The organism is Achromobacter xylosoxidans, assembly GCF_001457475.1.
Classification (GTDB): Bacteria; Pseudomonadota; Gammaproteobacteria; order Burkholderiales; family Burkholderiaceae_B; genus Achromobacter; species Achromobacter xylosoxidans.
In genome coordinates this window covers 4,216,463-4,232,025 of the sequence record NZ_LN831029.1, presented here as the reverse complement: position 1 = coordinate 4,232,025, position 15,563 = coordinate 4,216,463, and the positions used below count along the sequence as shown (strand labels likewise).

Below are 15,563 nucleotides of genomic sequence, written 5' to 3'. Positions count from 1 at the left end.
ATTGATTCTTATTTACCGATTGGGAAATGCCCGCCATGCCCGCGACGGGAATCGCCGCCGGCCGGGAAGGCCCGCGGCGGAGCCGTGGTCAGCGCAGGATCAGAAGGCCGGGCAGGTCGGTGATCTCGACCTTGGTCTGCGCCAGCAGCAGGTCGAGCGCGCGCCTGGGATCGGCGATGCCGGCCGTGCCGGACACGCGCGTGGCGCGCGCCCGCTCGCCCCATACCAGGATGCGCTTGCCGGTGTAGCGCGCCAGCTGCGCGGCAGCGTCGGGCAGCGCGGTGTCGTTGAAGGCCAGCAGCCCCTGGCTCCAGGCGGGCGCGGTTTCGGGCGTTGCCGGGTCGCGATCGATGCCGTTGGCCGAAACCCTCATGCGTTGCCCGGCGTCCAGTGTCTGCGGTTGCCGGTCCGCGCAGGCCAGGCATTGCACCGCCACCTGGTGCGTGTAGACGGTGATGCGGGTTGTGTCGCTGTCGCGAGCGACCGTGTAGCGGGTGCCCAGGGCCGTGGCGGTGGCGTCCGCCGTGACGACGGTGAAGGCGGGGCCGTCGGCGCTGCGCGGCGCGGCCTCGAACAGCGCCCGGCCGGCCAGCAGGCGCACCTCGCGCCTGTCGGGGCCGAAGTCCAGGGCGATCGCCGAATGCGCGTCCAGGATGGCGCGTGAACCGTCGGGCAGGGCGACGCGCAGCGGCTGCGTGTCGCTCGCGTAGTCGGCGCCGGGCTGGAAGTCGCGCAGCGTATAGGCGGTGATGCCGGCGGCGGCGACGAGCGCAAGCGCCAGCGCCGTGCGGCGCTTGCGGGGCGGGCGCGCGGCCAGCTTGCCACGATCGATCTCGCCCATGCGGCGCCACACCCGCGCCAGCCGCTCGTAGGCGGCGGCATGGCGCGGATCGGCGTGGTACCAGGCGTCGAATTCGGCCTGCGCCTGCGGGTCCAGCGGCTGGCCGCTGCGGCGGATGACCCAGCGCGAGGCCTGCTCGTCGGCGCTCGCGGCGGGGCCAAGGGCGTCAGTCCTGCTCACGCCGACAGCGCCAGGTCGCAGGCCAGCAGGATGCGCATCATGTGTTTCTCGACCGCGCTGACCGAGATCGCGAGGCGCTCGGCGATGGCGCGGTAGGTCAGCCCTTCGTGGCGATGCAGGACGAACACGTCGAGGCTGCGGCGCGGCTGGCGCAGCAGCGCCGCTTCGAGCCGGCGCAGCAGCTGGTTGGCCGAGGCCACTTCCAGCGTGTCGGCCTCGAAGGCCGGCGGCTGCGCCGCGGCGTAGTCGGCGACCGTGCTCAGTTCGCGGCCGCGGCGCCGATGCCAGTCGGTGGCGATATTGGCCGCCACGCGAAACACATAGGCGCGGTCGTTGTCCGGCAGGGTCTTGTCCTGGAACTCTGCCAGCTTGATCCAGGTGTCCTGGGCGCAGTCCTGGGCCACGTCGCGCGAGCCCGTGCGCATGGCCAGAAAGCCCAGCACTTCGCGGTAGTGCCGGAGAAATACGTCGGTAAGCGAAGACATGTCGCTGACGCCTCGCGCCAGATAGAGTCAGATTCGCGTCAAATTATAAATGATAATTATTATTGTTATTGAGTATTGCCTGCCGATGGCAAGGGCGGACGGCGCATGCCGTCCGCCCGCGGCTCAGGCTTCGCCCTGCTCGATCTCTTCGAGCGAGCCCTGCAGCTCCAGCCACTGTTCTTCCAGCGTTTCCATGCGCTTGCCGTGTTCGCCATGTTCGGCCATGACCTTCTGGCGCTCGGCGCGGCGCGCGTCGGAATACAGGTCCGGGTCGGCGATGACGGCGTCCAGCGCCTGTAGCTTGGCCCGCAGTTTCTCCATCTCGGCCTCGACCTTGGCCAGCTTGGCTTCCAGCGGCTTGCGCAGCGCCGACAGGCGCTGGCGCTGCTCGGCCTCGGCGCGGCGTTGCGCCTTGCGGTCAACCACGGCCTCGCCGTTCTCGGCGTTTTCGCGGGCGGCCTCGGCGCGTTCGCCGGCGTTGCGGGCCGCCAGCCAGTCGCGGTAGTCCTCCAGGTCGCCGTCGAATTCGCGCACGGCGCCGTCGGCCACGATCCAGAAGCTGTCCACGGTGGTGCGCAGCAGGTGGCGATCGTGCGACACCAGCAGCATGCTGCCGCCGAACTCGGCCAGCGCCGCGGCCAGGGCCTCGCGCGTTTCGACGTCCAGGTGGTTGCTGGGCTCGTCCAGCAGCAGCAGGTTGGGCTTCTGCCAGACGATCAGCGACAGGGCCAGGCGGGCTTTCTCGCCGCCCGACATGGGGCCGACCTTGCTGTTGACCGTGTCGCCCGAGAAGCCGAAGCCGCCCAGGTAATTGCGCAATTCCTGCTCGCGCGTTTCCGGCGACAGCCGCGCCAGGTGGGCCAGCGGCGTGTTGTCCACGTCCAGCATGTCGAGCTGGTGCTGGTGGAAGTAGCCGATCGCCAGCCCGCGCGAGGCGCGGCGTTCGCCGGCCTGCACCGGCAGTTCCTCGGCCAGGGTCTTGATCAGCGTGCTCTTGCCGGCGCCGTTGGCGCCCAGCACGCCGACGCGGCTGCCGGCGCGCACCATCAGCGTCACGTCGCGCAGGATCGGCACGTCGTTGCCGGCCGCGTCGGTGTAGCCGGCCGACAGGTGTTCCAGCGTCAGCAGCGGATCCGGCACCTGCTCGGGCGAGGGGAGGCGGATGTCGATGCCGGCCTCGGCGTGCAGCGGCGCCAGCACCTGCATGCGCGCCAGGGCCTTGACCCGGCTCTGGGCCTGCTTGGCCTTGGAGGCCTTGGCCTTGAAGCGGTCGATGAAGCCTTGCAGGCGCGCCGCTTCGCGGGTCTGGCGTTCGTAGGCGATGTTGGTCTGGCGCAGGCGCTCGGCGCGTTGCGTCAGGAAGTCGCCGTAGCCGCCGCGGTAGCGCACCAGCTTGGCGTGGTCGAAATGCAGGATGGACTTGGCCACCGCGTCCAGGAACTCGGTGTCGTGGGAGATCAGCATGACGGTGCCGGGATAGGCGGCCAGCCATTTCTCCAGCCACAGCATGGCGTCCAGATCCAGGTGGTTGGTGGGTTCGTCCAGCAGCAGCAGTTCGGACGGCGCCATCAGCGCGCGCGCCAGCGCCAGGCGCATGCGCCAGCCGCCGGAGAAACTCGCCACCGGCTGGGTCCATTCGGCCGGCTTGAAGCCCAGGCCGGCCAGCAGTTGCTCGGCGCGCGAGGCCGCGCTCCAGGCGCCGGCCTCCACCAGCGCCGCCTCGACCTCGGCGATCTGCGTGCCCTGGTCGTCGGTCAGCTCGGCGCGGCGTGCCTGCAACGCGCGCAGCGGCGTGTCGCCGTCGATGACGAATTCCCGCGCGGGGCGGTCGTCGGCATGCAGTTCCTGTTCGACGCTGGCGATGCGCCAGCCGGCCGGCAGCGCCAGGTTGCCGGCGTCCAGGTCCAGCGCGCCGGTCAGCAGCGCGAACAGCGACGACTTGCCGGCGCCGTTCTTGCCGACGATGCCGACGCGTTCGCCGGGGTGCACCACGAATTCGGCGTCGTCCAGCAGCACCTTGGTGCCGCGACGCAGGGTCAATCCAGAGGCGCGGATCACGTCGTCAACTGCTCGCGGGTCAGCAACAGCAGTTGGTCGGAGGCTTGCTCCGTATCCAGCCACATCGGCGACAGTTCAGGGAAGGCGGCTTCGAAGAAATCGCGCTCGTGGCCGATCTCCAGCACCAGCACGCCGTTCTCCGACAGGTAGCGCGGGGCCGCCTGCAGGATGCGGCGCACCAGGTCCATGCCGTCGGCACCGCCGGCCAGGGCCAGCTGCGGCTCGTGGCGGTATTCCTGCGGCAGCACGTCCATCGAGCCGCTGTTGACGTAGGGCGGGTTGCAGACGATGACGTCGTACTGGCGTTCGGGCAGGCTGTCGAACAGATCGCTCTGGTGCAGCGCCAGCCGGTCGGCCAGGCCGTAGTCATCGACGTTGCGGCGGGCGACTTCCAGCGCGTCGGGCGACACGTCGACGGCGTCCACCTGCGCGTACGGGAAGGCCAGCGCCGACAGGATCGCCAGGCAGCCCGAGCCGGTGCACATGTCCAGCACGCTGTCGACGGCCTGCGCGTCCTGCACCCAGGGCGACAGGCCTTCGTCCAGCAGTTCCGCGATGGGCGACCGCGGCACGATGACGCGCGCGTCCACGTAGAAGCGATGCCCGCGCAGCCAGGCCTCGTTGGTGAGATAGGCGGCCGGCACGCGCTCGGTGACGCGGCGGTCGATCAGGTCCAGCACGCGGTTGCGTTCTTCGTCGAGCACGCGGGCATCCAGGAAGGGTTCCAGCGTGTCCAGCGGCAGGTGCAGCGCGTGCAGGACCAGGTAGACCGTCTCGTCCCAGGCGTTGTCGCTGCCGTGTCCCAGCGCCACCTGGGCGGCGTTCAGGCGCGATACGCCGTAGCGGATCAGGTCGCGCAGGGTCAGCAGTTCTTGGCGGGCGTTTTGAGGCATGAGAGGCTTTTTACTTGGCGGGCAGGAGGAGGTTTTCCAGCGTGCGCCGATAGATGTTCTTGAGCGGGTCCAGCGAGGCCAGCTCGATACGTTCGTTGACCTTGTGGATCGTGGCGTTGCACGGGCCGAACTCGATGACCTGCGGGCAGATCTTGGCGATGAAGCGGCCGTCGGACGTGCCGCCGGTGGTCGACAGCTCGGCCGTCACGCCGGTCTCGTCGCGGATGGCCTTGACCAGCGCATCGGTCAGCGAACCGCGCGGGGTCAGGAAGGGCTCGCCGCCCAGTTCCCAGTCCAGCGTGTATTCCAGGCCATGGCGGTCCAGCACTTCGTGCACCCGCGCCTTCAGGCCTTCCGGCGTGCTGGCGGTGGAGAAGCGGAAGTTGAACAGCGCTACCGCCTCGCCCGGCACCACGTTGGTGGCGCCCGTGCCCGAGTTCAGGTTCGAGACCTGGAACGTGGTCGGCGGGAAGTATTCGTTGCCCTGGTCCCATTCGATCGCGACGATCTCGGCCAGCGCCGGCGCCAGCTGGTGCACCGGGTTGCGCGCCAGGTGCGGGTAGGCCACGTGGCCCTGGATGCCCTTGACCGTGAGCTTGCCCGACAGCGAGCCGCGGCGGCCGTTCTTGCAGGTGTCGCCGAGCACGTCGCCCGAGGTGGGTTCGCCGACGATGCAGTAGTCCATCTGCTCGCCGCGCGCCTTGAGCGCGTCACAGACGATGGCGGTGCCGTCGATCGACGGGCCTTCCTCGTCGGACGTGATCAACAGGGCGATCGAGCCGCCGTGCCGCGGGTTGGCCGCCACGAATTCCTCGGCCGCCACCACGAAGGCGGCGATCGAGCTTTTCATGTCGGCGGCGCCGCGGCCATAAAGGTAGCCATCGCGCTCGGTAGGCACGAACGGATCGCTTTCCCACTTCTCGCGCGGGCCCGGCGGCACCACGTCGGTGTGGCCGGCGAAGACCGCCAGCGGCGCCGTGTCGCCACGGCGCGCCCACAGGTTGGTGACGCCGCCCTGGGCGATGGTCTCGCAGGTGAAGCCGATGCGCGCCAGGCGCGCGGCCAGCGTCGCCTGGCAATCGGCGTCCGCCGGGGTGACCGACGGACGGGCGATCAGGTCCTTGACCAGATCCAGAACAACCGAGGGAGGTTGGCCCTCCTGCCGCTGCGCGGCTGCCTCCCCAAGGGAGGGTGCACGCCCTTCGGGCGGCCGTGCGGTCGTGCGCATTACGCCCTCAGCAGATCGTTGATGCTGGTCTTGGCGCGGGTCTGCGCGTCGACACGCTTGACGATGACGGCGCAGGCCAGGCTGTGCGAGCCGTCGGCCGAGGGCAGCGAGCCCGGCACCACCACCGAACCCGACGGCACGCGGCCGTAGGTGACCTTGCCCGTGGCGCGGTCATAGATCTTGGTGCTTTGCGACAGGTACACGCCCATGGCCAGCACCGAGTTCTCTTCGACGATCACGCCTTCCACGACTTCCGAGCGGGCGCCGATGAAGCAGTTGTCTTCGATGATGGTGGGGTTGGCCTGCAGCGGCTCGAGCACGCCGCCGATGCCGACGCCGCCGGACAGGTGGACGTTCTTGCCGATCTGGGCGCACGAACCGACGGTGGCCCAGGTGTCGACCATGGTGCCTTCATCGACGTAGGCGCCGATGTTGACGTAGGAGGGCATCAGCACCACGTTGCGGCCGATGAAGGCGCCGCGGCGGGCGACGGCGGGCGGCACCACGCGGTAGCCGCCTTGCTTGAAGGCGTTGTCGCCGTATTCCGAGAACTTGAGCGGCACCTTGTCGTAGAACTGCAGCGGGGCCTGGCCCATGATGGCGTTGTCGTACAGGCGGAACGACAGCAGCACGGCCTTCTTGATCCACTGGTGCACGACCCAGTCGTCGTTGATTTTCTCGGCCACGCGCAGGCGGCCCAGGTCCAGCCCGTCGATGGTGTGTTCGACGGCTTCGCGCACTTCGGCGCTGGCGTCGACGGGCGACAGGTTGGCCCGGTCGTCCCAGGCTTTTTCGATGGTGGTCTGCAGGTCGAGAGTCATAGCGGCTCAGCTTTTCAAAAAAGGTTGATCAAACAGAAGTATGTACGAAATGGGCGATGCGTTCGGCCGCCTGCACGCAGTCGGCCAACGGCGCCACCAGGGCCAGGCGGATGCGGCCCTGTCCCGGATTCACGCCATGCGCTTCGCGCGCCAGGAAGCTGCCCGGCAGCACGGTAACACCTGTACGGCCGTACAGGTCGCGCACGAAGGCGGTATCCGAGCCCGGCGTGGCCGCCCACAGGTAGAACGAGGCTTGCGGCCGCGAGACGTCCAGCACGTTCTGCAGGATCGGCAGCACGGCCTCGAACTTCTCGCGGTACAGGCGGCGGTTGTCCTTGACGTGGGCCTCGTCGGTCCAGGCGGCGATGCTGGCGGCCGACACCAGCGGGCTCATGGCGCTGCCATGATACGTGCGGTACAGCAGGAAGCGGCCGATCAGCGCGGCATCCCCGGCCACGAAGCCCGAGCGCAGCCCCGGCACGTTGGAACGCTTGGACAGGCTGGAGAACGCCACCAGGTTGCGGTAGTCGTCGCGGCCCAGGCGGCGCGCCGCCTGCAGGCCGCCCAGCGGCGGATTGCCTTCGTCCAGGTAGATCTCGGAATAGCACTCGTCGGAGGCGATCACGAAGCCGTAGCGGTCCGACAGGGCGAACAGGTCCTTCCATTCGTCCAGCGACATGACGTTGCCGGCCGGGTTGCCCGGCGAGCAGACGAACACCAGGCGGGTCTTTTTCCTGATGTCTTGCGGCACCTGGTTCCAGTCGCAGGCGAAATTGCGCAGCGCGTCGGCGTTGACGTAGTAGGGCGTGGCGCCGGCCAGCAGGGTGGCGCCTTCGTAGATCTGGTAGAACGGGTTGGGGCAGATCACCACCGATCCAGCCGACGGATCGATCACCGTCTGGGTGAAGGCGAACAGGGCCTCGCGCGAGCCCAGCGCCGGCAGCACCTGGGTCTCGGCATCGGGCGCCGGGATGCTGTAGCGCCGCGCCAGCCAGTCGGCGATGGCCCGGCGCAGTGCGGGATCGCCCTTGGTTGACGGATACACCGACAAGCCGCCAAGATGATCGCGAATGGCCTGCCCCACGCGTTCGGGCGCGGCGTGCTTGGGCTCGCCGATCGACAGGTTGATGGGCGTCAGGCCGTCCGGCTGCGCGCTGGCCGAGGCCAGCAGGGCGCGCAATTTTTCGAACGGGTAGGGGTGCAGGGCATCGAGGCGCGGATTCATGACGCAAGATTTTAACAAGCAAGCTACAATAGCGGGCTTGGCTTAACGCGAAGGTGGCGAAATTGGTAGACGCACCAGGTTTAGGTCCTGACGCCGTAACAGGTGTAGGGGTTCGAGTCCCCTCCTTCGCACCATCAATTCCCAGCAAAAACAATGACTTAGGATTTTATCCTGTCATTGTTTTTGGCTGTTTTGGGGCTGTTTTGGCTCCGGAATGACTACTTAATGCCAGCTTTTCCGCGAACAAATCCACGGCCTTGCCGCCGGCGTTCAGATCAGCGGAAGGCATCCATTTTCCGTACACGCGGATGATCATGGCCCAGTCCTTGTGGCCCATCTGCTGCGCTACCCACATGGGGTGTTCGCCCGCCGATAGCATCATGCTGGCGAACGTGTGGCGCATCTGATACGGGCGTCGATATCTCACCTTCGCACGCTTTAGCGCCGTGGCCCAGACTTTCTGAACCGCCTGGCTGCTCGACCATCGCTCACCCGTTCCCGGGTTCCGGAACAGTTCCCCGTGAGGTTCTGCGCCTACCCAGGTGTGCGCTTTCTGGCCGTTGATCGCCGCCAGGGCCGGCGCCAATATCTTGACCTCCCGCCGGCTGGATTTCGTTTTAGGAAGCTCTGCTACTCCCTTAGCAGCCCGCGTGATGGCTTTGCGCACCAGCACAACGCCGCGTGCAAAATCCACGTCTGACCAGTTCAATGCTATCTGCTCACTGGGCCGAAGTCCCGTCCAGAGGGCGAAGAGGGCATAGTTGCGGGTCTGTTCCGGCAACTTGCTCAGGATCGCCGCCTGCTCGTCGGGCGTGAACGGATCGACCTCATCGTCGTCGCCTTCCTCAACCGGCTGGGCCTGCCTGCTGTAGTGCCGACCCCGCATGCAGTTCTCGTCTAGTAGCTCGTCTTCGACCGCATCATTCAGCGCCGACCGGAGGCAGCTTTGAATGTTGGAAAGTCGCTTATTGCTCACCGGCTTGTCGCCGCCAAGGCCTGCGAGCCAGGACTTAATTGCGGGCCATTTCAGGTCGCCGAGCATTTCTTTGCCGAACTTGGGGATCAGCAATCCGAGCACAATGCTTCGATACCCTTGGTACGTGCTGGATTTCAAGGTCGGCTTCCGGGCGTCGAGCCATCCGTCCAGGTACTTCTCAACCGATAGGATCTGTCCCGGCGTGTCTGCGTAGGTTCCGGCGCGTGCGCTATTGGGAAATGTGGCGGCGTAGTCGAAAACGCCCGTCGAAATCGCGTGCAGAATCGCCGCCCGGTGCTGCTCGGCCCGCTTCAGGTTAGCGGGCGTGGGCTTGAGAGGAATCCGCTCACGGCAGCGGCGACCCTTGTACTGGAACGTGATTTCGATACTGCTTTCCGAGGCGGCTTTAACACCCCTCCCGTCTCTACCCATTTTTCGTAGCCCTCCATGTCTATGAGAATGCGTTCATCCGGCGCCCGGATCCACTCCTTGTCTTCCCGCCAGATTCCGTCTCGAATCTTCGAGCGGATCGCATCCTCTGTATAGCCCGTGATGGCCGAGGCGCGGGAGATTGTCACGAATCTGACCATTCTTCACCTCCGTTTCCGCTGGCCTTGGCGGGATGTGCTGCGCAGGGATGGCGCAGGGAGCCGTCACCGCTGGGGCAGGTGCAGGGGGCGGCGGCCTGGGCTTGCTCAGCCGCCCTCCACTGTCGGTAGAGTTCTAAGCTGCTCATGGCGGTCGCTGGCCGGCTCGTGACGCCCCGGTGCTGATCCAGCCAGGCCAGCACCTCACCGCCTACAGGTCGAACTTCAGCCGCCGCTTGCGAAATGATTTGCACCTGGTCGGCAGTCAGCGTGTCGGGCGCATGCGAGCAGTTGAAAGAAACCCGCAGTATCGCGGCCCCATCGGAGCCGATGGAGTAGACCAGCGTTTCGAATTCGAACGTGATGATTTGGAAGCCGTCCTTAAACACGGAGGCCAGCATCACGTCCAAACCCAGGGCTTCGGAGATCGGCGCCATGCGTTCGCGCAGGATCTTGTCGACCCTATCTTTCGCGGTGTCAGGGGCGCTTGCCTCGGCGGCGCGCTGCTGGCTGCCGTCCTTGTCCGCCTGGGGCTGCTTGAGGGCGCGGATGCGGGCCGCAGCTTCACGCGACAAGGTGTCCCACAGGCTGCCAGGCACCCATTCCCGGCCGGCCTTGCGATGATCCTCCAGCGCCGCCGCCGCTTTCTCCAGTGCAGCGCTGTGTCCGGCGTCGAATCCATCGGCCCGGCCACGGGTGTATTCAGCGTTCAGAGCACTGGCCTGGGGCGCGGCAACGAGAGGCACCCACACGCCGGACACCTTGCGCGCTTCTTCGATGCGGTCGTTGTGGATCGGCCCTTCGTACCAGCCGTCGGATCGCGGTCGATACCAGAACAGCACCTCCCCGGCGCGCTGCTGGCCGCCGTACTTGTCCTCCTTGGGGCGCTCGGGTCGAACCTGTCGGCTCAATGCCTCACACGCCTGGCTCAAGCGGCGAACCTGATCAATGACAGGCTCGCGCGGCATGGCGTCCAGGGCGTCGATTTCGTCCGGCGTATGCACGTTCGCGATTGCTGCCAGCGCCGGGATAGCCGTGTCCATGAACTTGCGGATAGCGGCTTTCCAGTCGTTCTCGGCGCTGGCCTGCTTCTCTGCCAACAGTTCCGCGATCTGGTGGCACGCGGCCACGTAAGCGCTTTGCAGCTTGGCGAAATCGCTCTCGCTGGCCCGGGGCGCAGCATGCAGGAATAGCGGCTCCGGCTCTTCGCCGAGTGCGCAGTAGCCGCGCGCCTCGACCACATCGAAGAACAGCATGCAGGGTGAACCTTCCTCATCCCGCGTCAGGTAGGCCACCGGCTGCGCCTCCCCGACTACAGTGCTGGCATCAAGGGCGATAGCCCGCGCCGAAGCGTATTTTTCCAACAACGCATGAGCGAATCGGATGAGCCCGTTCTTGTGCTGAATGGCAAACCCTGCGGCGAGCATTTCAATTTCGTTGTCGCTCGGTTTCATAGTTGTGCCTCGCTATCGGAAACTGCCTTTGACTTTCTGGAGCATTCACACTCGCTGGCCTGGGGCGCGGCATCGCGGAACAGAGCTACCACGGAGTAGGGGCCGTCCTCGGGATTGTCGCGGTTCAAATGGTCGACCACCTCGGCCTGGAGTTCGTCGCGGTCGCCGGAAACGCAGAACTCTTCGAAGTGCGCCTTGCCGTCCGGCCCCATGATTCCGTACATGAAGGGCTCCCCGGCTACAGGAGCGCTTGCCGGATGATGGCATTTGCCCTCGCCACGGCATTGACCCGGCAGGTCGCACATGCGGAACGAGCAGTTGTCGAAAGGCGGCTTGAAATGCCGCGCAGCCGCGCGTTGCAAAACGTCTTCGCTGACACCTGCAATGCGGCACATCGGCGGCCGGGGCTTCGTTGGCTCATCGGCTACAGGGGCGCTTGCCAGGGCGGCGCGGGCCTTCCAGCCTTCCCAGCGGGACTTGTGCCTGCTGGCGTCCCAGGCGTTGTATTCGGTCACGGCATACCCGTTCCCAATCCACTCGCAGTGAAGTGGCACGGGAAATTCCGCCTCAAACGCCGCCCGCTCATCGGCTACGGGGGTGCTTTCTCCCGCAGCGTGAGGGAGACGGAACGACAGGCAGCACCAGCCGTCGGCGAGCCCGTAGCCCGTCAGCACATGGCTGACGAACCGCTGGCATTCGCGCCCGGTGTATTCCAGCGGCGCGCCCGCCCGCATTTCCGCGCCGGTGTGCTTCGTTTCGCGCAGGCCCAGTACGTCGCCAACGGCATAGCCTCGGTCGTTCAAGCGGATTTCGAAGGTCTTCGCGCCGGACAAGACCGCCTGGAAGACGTCCGGATCGGTCTTGAGAATGTGGTAGCGTTCCCTCTGCGTCTGGGCGGCGTTGTTTTCTCTCATGTTGGTTCCTTTTTCTGTTGTGGCGCAGCCATTCGGCAAATGCCAGTGCGGGCACCACAACCAGGGGTTGTCAGGTTCTTCGGTATCCCAGGTCCATCCTTCAGGCAGCGGGTCCAGCGTCGGTGGCGCCTTCCCGCATACCGCACAACCCGCCCACATCAGCGTCACCAGATCCTTTTCCATTCTGGTATTCCTCAAACGTCTTGGGATTGCCACAACGGCATATGCGTGGCCAGCACGGGTAGCAATTCCAGGCGTTGCCCAGGGCGGCGTTGCTCTGGTTGGTCATGTCTTTCCATTCCATTTCGGTCGCCGCCTCTCGGCGGCGAGTTCGCGGCGAAGTCGTTTGATTTCGTCGCTCGCCTCGCTGATGACGGCGGCCACGCCCCACTGGTCAGTGTGGCGCACAGAGTCCGCAGCCGCGCGCAAGCGAACCAGGAGGGCGGGCTGGGCGGTCATGCGGCCATCCTCAAGAAGAGTTCGCGGGGTGCGTTAGCGGTGATCAGGGCGACGGCTGGGGGCGGGCTGACGCTGTTGCCCACCATGTGAACCTGCTCAGTCTTGGTGAACCGGCGGCCGTCATGCCCTCTGTCGATGATGTAGCCCGGCGGGAAGCCCTGTAGGTTGTAAAGCTCGGCCGGTGTCAGCATCCGCAGGCGAATGTCCACTACCACGTAGGGCGTGCCCTTGATGTAGACCGTCACCAGCGCCAGGCGGTCCTTGGTCGTGACGGTGCCGGCCGGCTCGCGCAGGTCTCCCAGCTGACCGCCCTCGCCGTAGTAGCGCATCAGGAATGCCGCGACCCGCAGTGCGCCGGCTTCGTCCTCGGGGGACAAGTCGTATTCAACAAGGCCATATCTGGCCGCGCCAGCCAGGATCGTTTGCGCCGGTTCTGCCAGCGCCGATCCCATCACGTGCTGGCTCATTGCGGTCAGATGCGCCGCGACCAGCCCGTGGTGCTGTCCAGCTGCGGCCATGGTGGCGGCCGGCTCGTCGGCTGCCGTGCCGATGCTGTGCCGGCGCAGCGTGGTCAGGTGCGCCGTGATGAGTTGCTGCTGACTGCCGCTGTTGGTGATCGTGGAGGCCGGGCGCCGCAGGTCATGGGCTGGCGTGGCGTTGAATCCGCCATTGGCCTGGACCATGAAGCCCGTAGCGACAGAAAATCCGCCGTTGCTTGCGGTGAGCGTACCAACCGGATCGGCAGGGTCGTTGCAGCCGTAACTCCAGCGACGGGCGCCCGGCTTGCCCTCGCCGTGGCCGGCTTGAACGAGATAGCCTGCGGCTACTGCATGCTTGACGCCGCCAGCCGTAGCCACGCCGATCGGCTGCTGGAGATCGAGGCATCGCGGGGCCTGGCCCTTGCGCTCGCCATACCCTGCTTGAATCAGCACGGGAGTCGACAGCATCAGTTCGCCTCGATGTGCGGCCGTGATCGTCGGCGCAGATTCCTGGATATCGTGCATGCGGTCGCTGCCATGGTGGGTAGCAGGAACAAGCGCCGGCGCGACGACAGCATGCGAGCCGCCCCGGGGTTTTGCCGTGATGGTGCTGATCGGCTGGCTTGCCGCATGGGAGCCGTCCCGGCTCCAATTGGCGATCGGCACGATGAACGGATCCGCGCTGTCCAGCACGTATCGTTTCATGCCGCGGGCGATGCGCCGCATCGTGGCGTCGGCGAGAGGGCGGGGGCGGTTGAAGATGCTCTTGCCCTCGATGGTCCAGTCGATACCGTCGGCAGCTGCGCGCCGCGGACGCTGGGCCTTGCCGGGATTCTTGAAATGGGTCGCGGTAGGCCAGACGATCGGTTGTCCATCCCGACGCGCCATCATGAAAAGGCGGGTGCGAGTAGTGCCGGCGCCATAGTCGGCCGCGTTGAGTTCGCGCCACTCGACGGTATAGCCCTGGCCGCGCAGAATTGCCACCAGGCGGCGCCAGTGGCGCCCGAAGTCCTTGGGATCTGGGATGAGGTACTGATCCTGAACAGGAACGCGCTCGCCCTTGGCGGCAACCGTGCCATCGAGGCGAATCACACGGCCGGTTGCGGGGTCGCGCTTGGCGATGAGGCGGCCCCACTTCAGTATCTGAACAACGTTCTCCAGGCTGACAATGTCAGGTCTTACCGTGCCGGTCCACCGCACGGTTACCCAGGCGAGCGCGCGGATTGCCTGGTTGCGCGGCTGGCCGCCCTTGGCCTGGCTGTGATCGGTGCAGTCCGGAGACAAGTGCAGCCAGCCCACTTCCGCGCCGCCCGTCGCCTGGCGCGGGCACACCTCCCGCACGTCGGCGATGAGGTGTTTCGCCTGGGGGTGGTTGACCTGGTGCATGCTCAGGGCGGTCGGATTGTGGTTGATGGCGATGTGAACGTGCTGGCCGGTCGCCATTTCATAGGCGGTAGACCAGCCGCCACCTCCGGCGAAGATGTCAACGATGAGCTTTGCAGATAATTGAAGGTTCAATTGAGGGGTAAGCATGACTGCCTTCGCTAGTTAGATGAAAATGCGTGCCCGGTCGAGTAACATTCCGCCAACAAAAACTGAGATGAGAGGAAAAGATGGCGGAGCGCCAGCGGGCGAATTGGACTTACGAATCCGCGATCGATATCGGCCGCCAGCGCGGTATTGAGGTCCTTCAGGGTGAACTCGAGGAAAACGAGAAGCGTCCCGGGCACCTGAAAGAGTTCCCGGAAGCAATCGCGGCAGTGCGTAGAGCGATTGCGGTGCTTTCAGTTGAAAAGGCTCAATCGGAGTTGAGGCGGTTAGAGCAGAAGGAGGAAGCTGACGCCGCGAGACATAAGCACGCAGAGGACATGGACAAGGCGCAGTTGTCGGTTGCTGAGCGAGCCGCGGTCGCGAGCGAGAAGCAGGCGGATGCTGCCGTTCGTGCGGCTGCCGCGACCGAGGACGCCGCCAAAGCCGGCTGGGAGTCTGCGTTGGCGGCAAGCCGGTCGGCATACGCTGGCGAGATGTCAGCCTCTGCTACTGAGATCTCTGCACAAGCAGCACGGGACAGTGCCGACACTGCGAAAAAGGCGCTGCTAGCGTCCCGCATTTCAGCAATCTGTTCACTTCCCGGGCTGATTGCAGGGCTATATGCTGCCTACACCTATTTTTCGCAACGAACCTGATGGACCGAAGTGCCTTAAAAGCCTGCGGGTGGAGTTCAGTCGACGAAAGGCGGTAAAAATGGGTACGAGCGTTTTCAAGTGGATTTTCGCGGTTGGCTGCGGCGCGGCCATTACTTTTGTGATCGCTTTCTTCCTGGATCAGTGGTTTCCCAGCGGAAACTTCGCTAATTGGGTCCAGGGAATTGGTTCGATACTTGCGATCATCGGTGCTGTATGGGCGGTATCGGTGCAATCAAGGACCACTCTGGACTCCGTCCGAAAGAACCTTGATTGGACAGAAGAGCGCCAGCAGCGAGCGGTAATGGCGGTAGTTGATGCAGCCAAGGACCGCGTCGACAGGATCTTGAATGCCATAAACTCCGGGGACGACTGGCAGCGAGCGTTGCTTTCGTCGTACGCACGACCCATCATTGACGGGATCATTGGAGCGTTACGCGGATTCCCCGCTCATCAATTGCCGAATGGAGCGGTTGTAACGGCCTTTCTCCTCCTTCAACAGCATCTAATATTCTTCGCCGATAACGTTGACGAGCTGATCGCAGGACCGTGGAAGCACCCCGAAATCAAGGATGTGTTAGAACAAGCGCGACACACGTGGGAAGCTTCGCGCAAGCCGGAAGATAGAGAGCACATGCTATCAATCGTACGTGTATCCAATGACGCTCTACGGCAAAACGTTTACACACAAGCCGACCAGATTCGCATACATGTTGCTACGCTCCATGCCGAACTGGGGAGCGGGAAAGCCGCACATTGATTTGCCGGATCGCCAATTCG

14 protein-coding genes and 1 tRNA gene are annotated in these 15,563 nt (G+C 65.4%); 3 read left to right on the top strand and 12 right to left on the bottom strand.

Features of this window, described 5'->3' with window-relative positions; all coding sequences use genetic code 11:
- Positions 1 to 88 precede the first annotated feature (88 nt).
- The 7 genes from AT699_RS19095 to dapC form a co-directional block, all read right to left on the bottom strand.
- Entirely contained in the window at positions 89 to 1,021 is a 933-nt protein-coding gene (locus tag AT699_RS19095) for a FecR family protein (protein ID WP_024069503.1), read from the bottom strand.
- Entirely contained in the window at positions 1,018 to 1,506 is a 489-nt protein-coding gene (locus AT699_RS19090) for an RNA polymerase sigma factor (protein WP_006386219.1), read from the bottom strand. The genes AT699_RS19095 and AT699_RS19090 overlap by 4 nt, the downstream gene beginning before the upstream one ends.
- A 123-nt stretch (positions 1,507 to 1,629) precedes the next feature.
- A complete protein-coding gene (locus AT699_RS19085; protein ID WP_024069502.1) occupies positions 1,630 to 3,564 on the bottom strand; it encodes an ABC-F family ATP-binding cassette domain-containing protein in 1,935 nt (644 codons plus the stop codon).
- Positions 3,561 to 4,457 (bottom strand): 50S ribosomal protein L3 N(5)-glutamine methyltransferase, encoded by an 897-nt coding sequence (gene prmB, locus AT699_RS19080; protein WP_024069501.1) that lies wholly within the window; start codon positions 4,455 to 4,457, stop codon positions 3,561 to 3,563. Before prmB ends, AT699_RS19085 begins: the two co-directional genes overlap by 4 nt.
- A gap of 10 nt (positions 4,458 to 4,467) precedes the next feature.
- Entirely contained in the window at positions 4,468 to 5,685 is a 1,218-nt protein-coding gene (gene dapE, locus AT699_RS19075) for a succinyl-diaminopimelate desuccinylase (RefSeq protein ID WP_020928398.1), read from the bottom strand.
- Positions 5,685 to 6,506 carry a 2,3,4,5-tetrahydropyridine-2,6-dicarboxylate N-succinyltransferase gene (gene dapD, locus AT699_RS19070; protein ID WP_006386215.1) on the bottom strand — a complete coding sequence of 274 codons (822 nt, stop codon included), beginning with the start codon at positions 6,504 to 6,506 and terminating at the stop codon, positions 5,685 to 5,687. The genes dapE and dapD overlap by 1 nt, the downstream gene beginning before the upstream one ends.
- A 28-nt stretch (positions 6,507 to 6,534) precedes the next feature.
- The gene (dapC, locus tag AT699_RS19065) at positions 6,535 to 7,731 is read right to left on the bottom strand and encodes a succinyldiaminopimelate transaminase (RefSeq protein WP_024069500.1); all 1,197 of its coding nucleotides are present in this window, start codon (positions 7,729 to 7,731) and stop codon (positions 6,535 to 6,537) included.
- A 47-nt stretch (positions 7,732 to 7,778) separates the two neighbouring features.
- Here dapC and AT699_RS19060 point away from each other — a divergent pair.
- Positions 7,779 to 7,865: transfer RNA gene (locus tag AT699_RS19060), tRNA-Leu, on the top strand.
- Between the two features lie 32 nt (positions 7,866 to 7,897).
- Here AT699_RS19060 and AT699_RS19055 read toward each other — a convergent pair.
- From AT699_RS19055 to AT699_RS19040, 5 genes are all read right to left on the bottom strand, one after another.
- Positions 7,898 to 9,139 carry an Arm DNA-binding domain-containing protein gene (locus AT699_RS19055; protein WP_024069499.1) on the bottom strand — a complete coding sequence of 414 codons (1,242 nt, stop codon included), beginning with the start codon at positions 9,137 to 9,139 and terminating at the stop codon, positions 7,898 to 7,900.
- Between the two features lie 142 nt (positions 9,140 to 9,281).
- Positions 9,282 to 10,748 carry a hypothetical protein gene (locus tag AT699_RS19050; protein WP_024069498.1) on the bottom strand — a complete coding sequence of 489 codons (1,467 nt, stop codon included), beginning with the start codon at positions 10,746 to 10,748 and terminating at the stop codon, positions 9,282 to 9,284.
- Positions 10,745 to 11,845, bottom strand: a complete 1,101-nt coding sequence (locus AT699_RS31125; protein WP_197602763.1) for a DUF3850 domain-containing protein — start codon at positions 11,843 to 11,845, stop codon at positions 10,745 to 10,747. The genes AT699_RS19050 and AT699_RS31125 overlap by 4 nt, the downstream gene beginning before the upstream one ends.
- Before the next feature lie 102 nt (positions 11,846 to 11,947).
- Positions 11,948 to 12,121: a hypothetical protein gene (locus tag AT699_RS31655; RefSeq protein WP_155523075.1), complete on the bottom strand. Its 174-nt coding sequence runs from the start codon at positions 12,119 to 12,121 to the stop codon at positions 11,948 to 11,950.
- A complete protein-coding gene (locus tag AT699_RS19040) occupies positions 12,118 to 14,133 on the bottom strand; it encodes a DNA cytosine methyltransferase (protein ID WP_024069496.1) in 2,016 nt (671 codons plus the stop codon). Before AT699_RS19040 ends, AT699_RS31655 begins: the two co-directional genes overlap by 4 nt.
- An 80-nt stretch (positions 14,134 to 14,213) precedes the next feature.
- On the opposite strand from AT699_RS19040, the gene AT699_RS19035 reads away from it, so the two are divergent.
- Together AT699_RS19035 and AT699_RS19030 are read left to right on the top strand one after the other, a co-directional pair.
- Complete coding sequence (locus tag AT699_RS19035) at positions 14,214 to 14,786, top strand: hypothetical protein (RefSeq protein ID WP_058207424.1); 573 nt, start codon at positions 14,214 to 14,216, stop codon at positions 14,784 to 14,786.
- A complete protein-coding gene (locus tag AT699_RS19030) occupies positions 14,752 to 15,543 on the top strand; it encodes a hypothetical protein (protein ID WP_145964695.1) in 792 nt (263 codons plus the stop codon). The genes AT699_RS19035 and AT699_RS19030 overlap by 35 nt, the downstream gene beginning before the upstream one ends.
- Positions 15,544 to 15,563 lie beyond the last annotated feature (20 nt).

Excerpts from the sequence above, each read along its gene's own strand:
- dapD (WP_006386215.1), bottom strand. The coding sequence starts at position 6,506 with ATGACTCTCGACCTGCAGACCACCATCGAAAAAGCCTGGGACGACCGG.
- dapE (WP_020928398.1), bottom strand. The coding sequence starts at position 5,685 with ATGCGCACGACCGCACGGCCGCCCGAAGGGCGTGCACCCTCCCTTGGG.
- AT699_RS31655 (WP_155523075.1), bottom strand. The coding sequence starts at position 12,121 with ATGACCGCCCAGCCCGCCCTCCTGGTTCGCTTGCGCGCGGCTGCGGAC.
- dapC (WP_024069500.1), bottom strand. The coding sequence starts at position 7,731 with ATGAATCCGCGCCTCGATGCCCTGCACCCCTACCCGTTCGAAAAATTG.
- AT699_RS19090 (WP_006386219.1), bottom strand. The coding sequence starts at position 1,506 with ATGTCTTCGCTTACCGACGTATTTCTCCGGCACTACCGCGAAGTGCTG.
- AT699_RS19050 (WP_024069498.1), bottom strand. The coding sequence starts at position 10,748 with ATGAAACCGAGCGACAACGAAATTGAAATGCTCGCCGCAGGGTTTGCC.
- AT699_RS19030 (WP_145964695.1), top strand. The coding sequence starts at position 14,752 with ATGCTGCCTACACCTATTTTTCGCAACGAACCTGATGGACCGAAGTGC.
- AT699_RS19055 (WP_024069499.1), bottom strand. The coding sequence starts at position 9,139 with ATGGGTAGAGACGGGAGGGGTGTTAAAGCCGCCTCGGAAAGCAGTATC.
- AT699_RS31125 (WP_197602763.1), bottom strand. The coding sequence starts at position 11,845 with ATGGAAAAGGATCTGGTGACGCTGATGTGGGCGGGTTGTGCGGTATGC.
- AT699_RS19035 (WP_058207424.1), top strand. The coding sequence starts at position 14,214 with ATGGCGGAGCGCCAGCGGGCGAATTGGACTTACGAATCCGCGATCGAT.
- prmB (WP_024069501.1), bottom strand. The coding sequence starts at position 4,457 with ATGCCTCAAAACGCCCGCCAAGAACTGCTGACCCTGCGCGACCTGATC.
- AT699_RS19040 (WP_024069496.1), bottom strand. The coding sequence starts at position 14,133 with ATGCTTACCCCTCAATTGAACCTTCAATTATCTGCAAAGCTCATCGTT.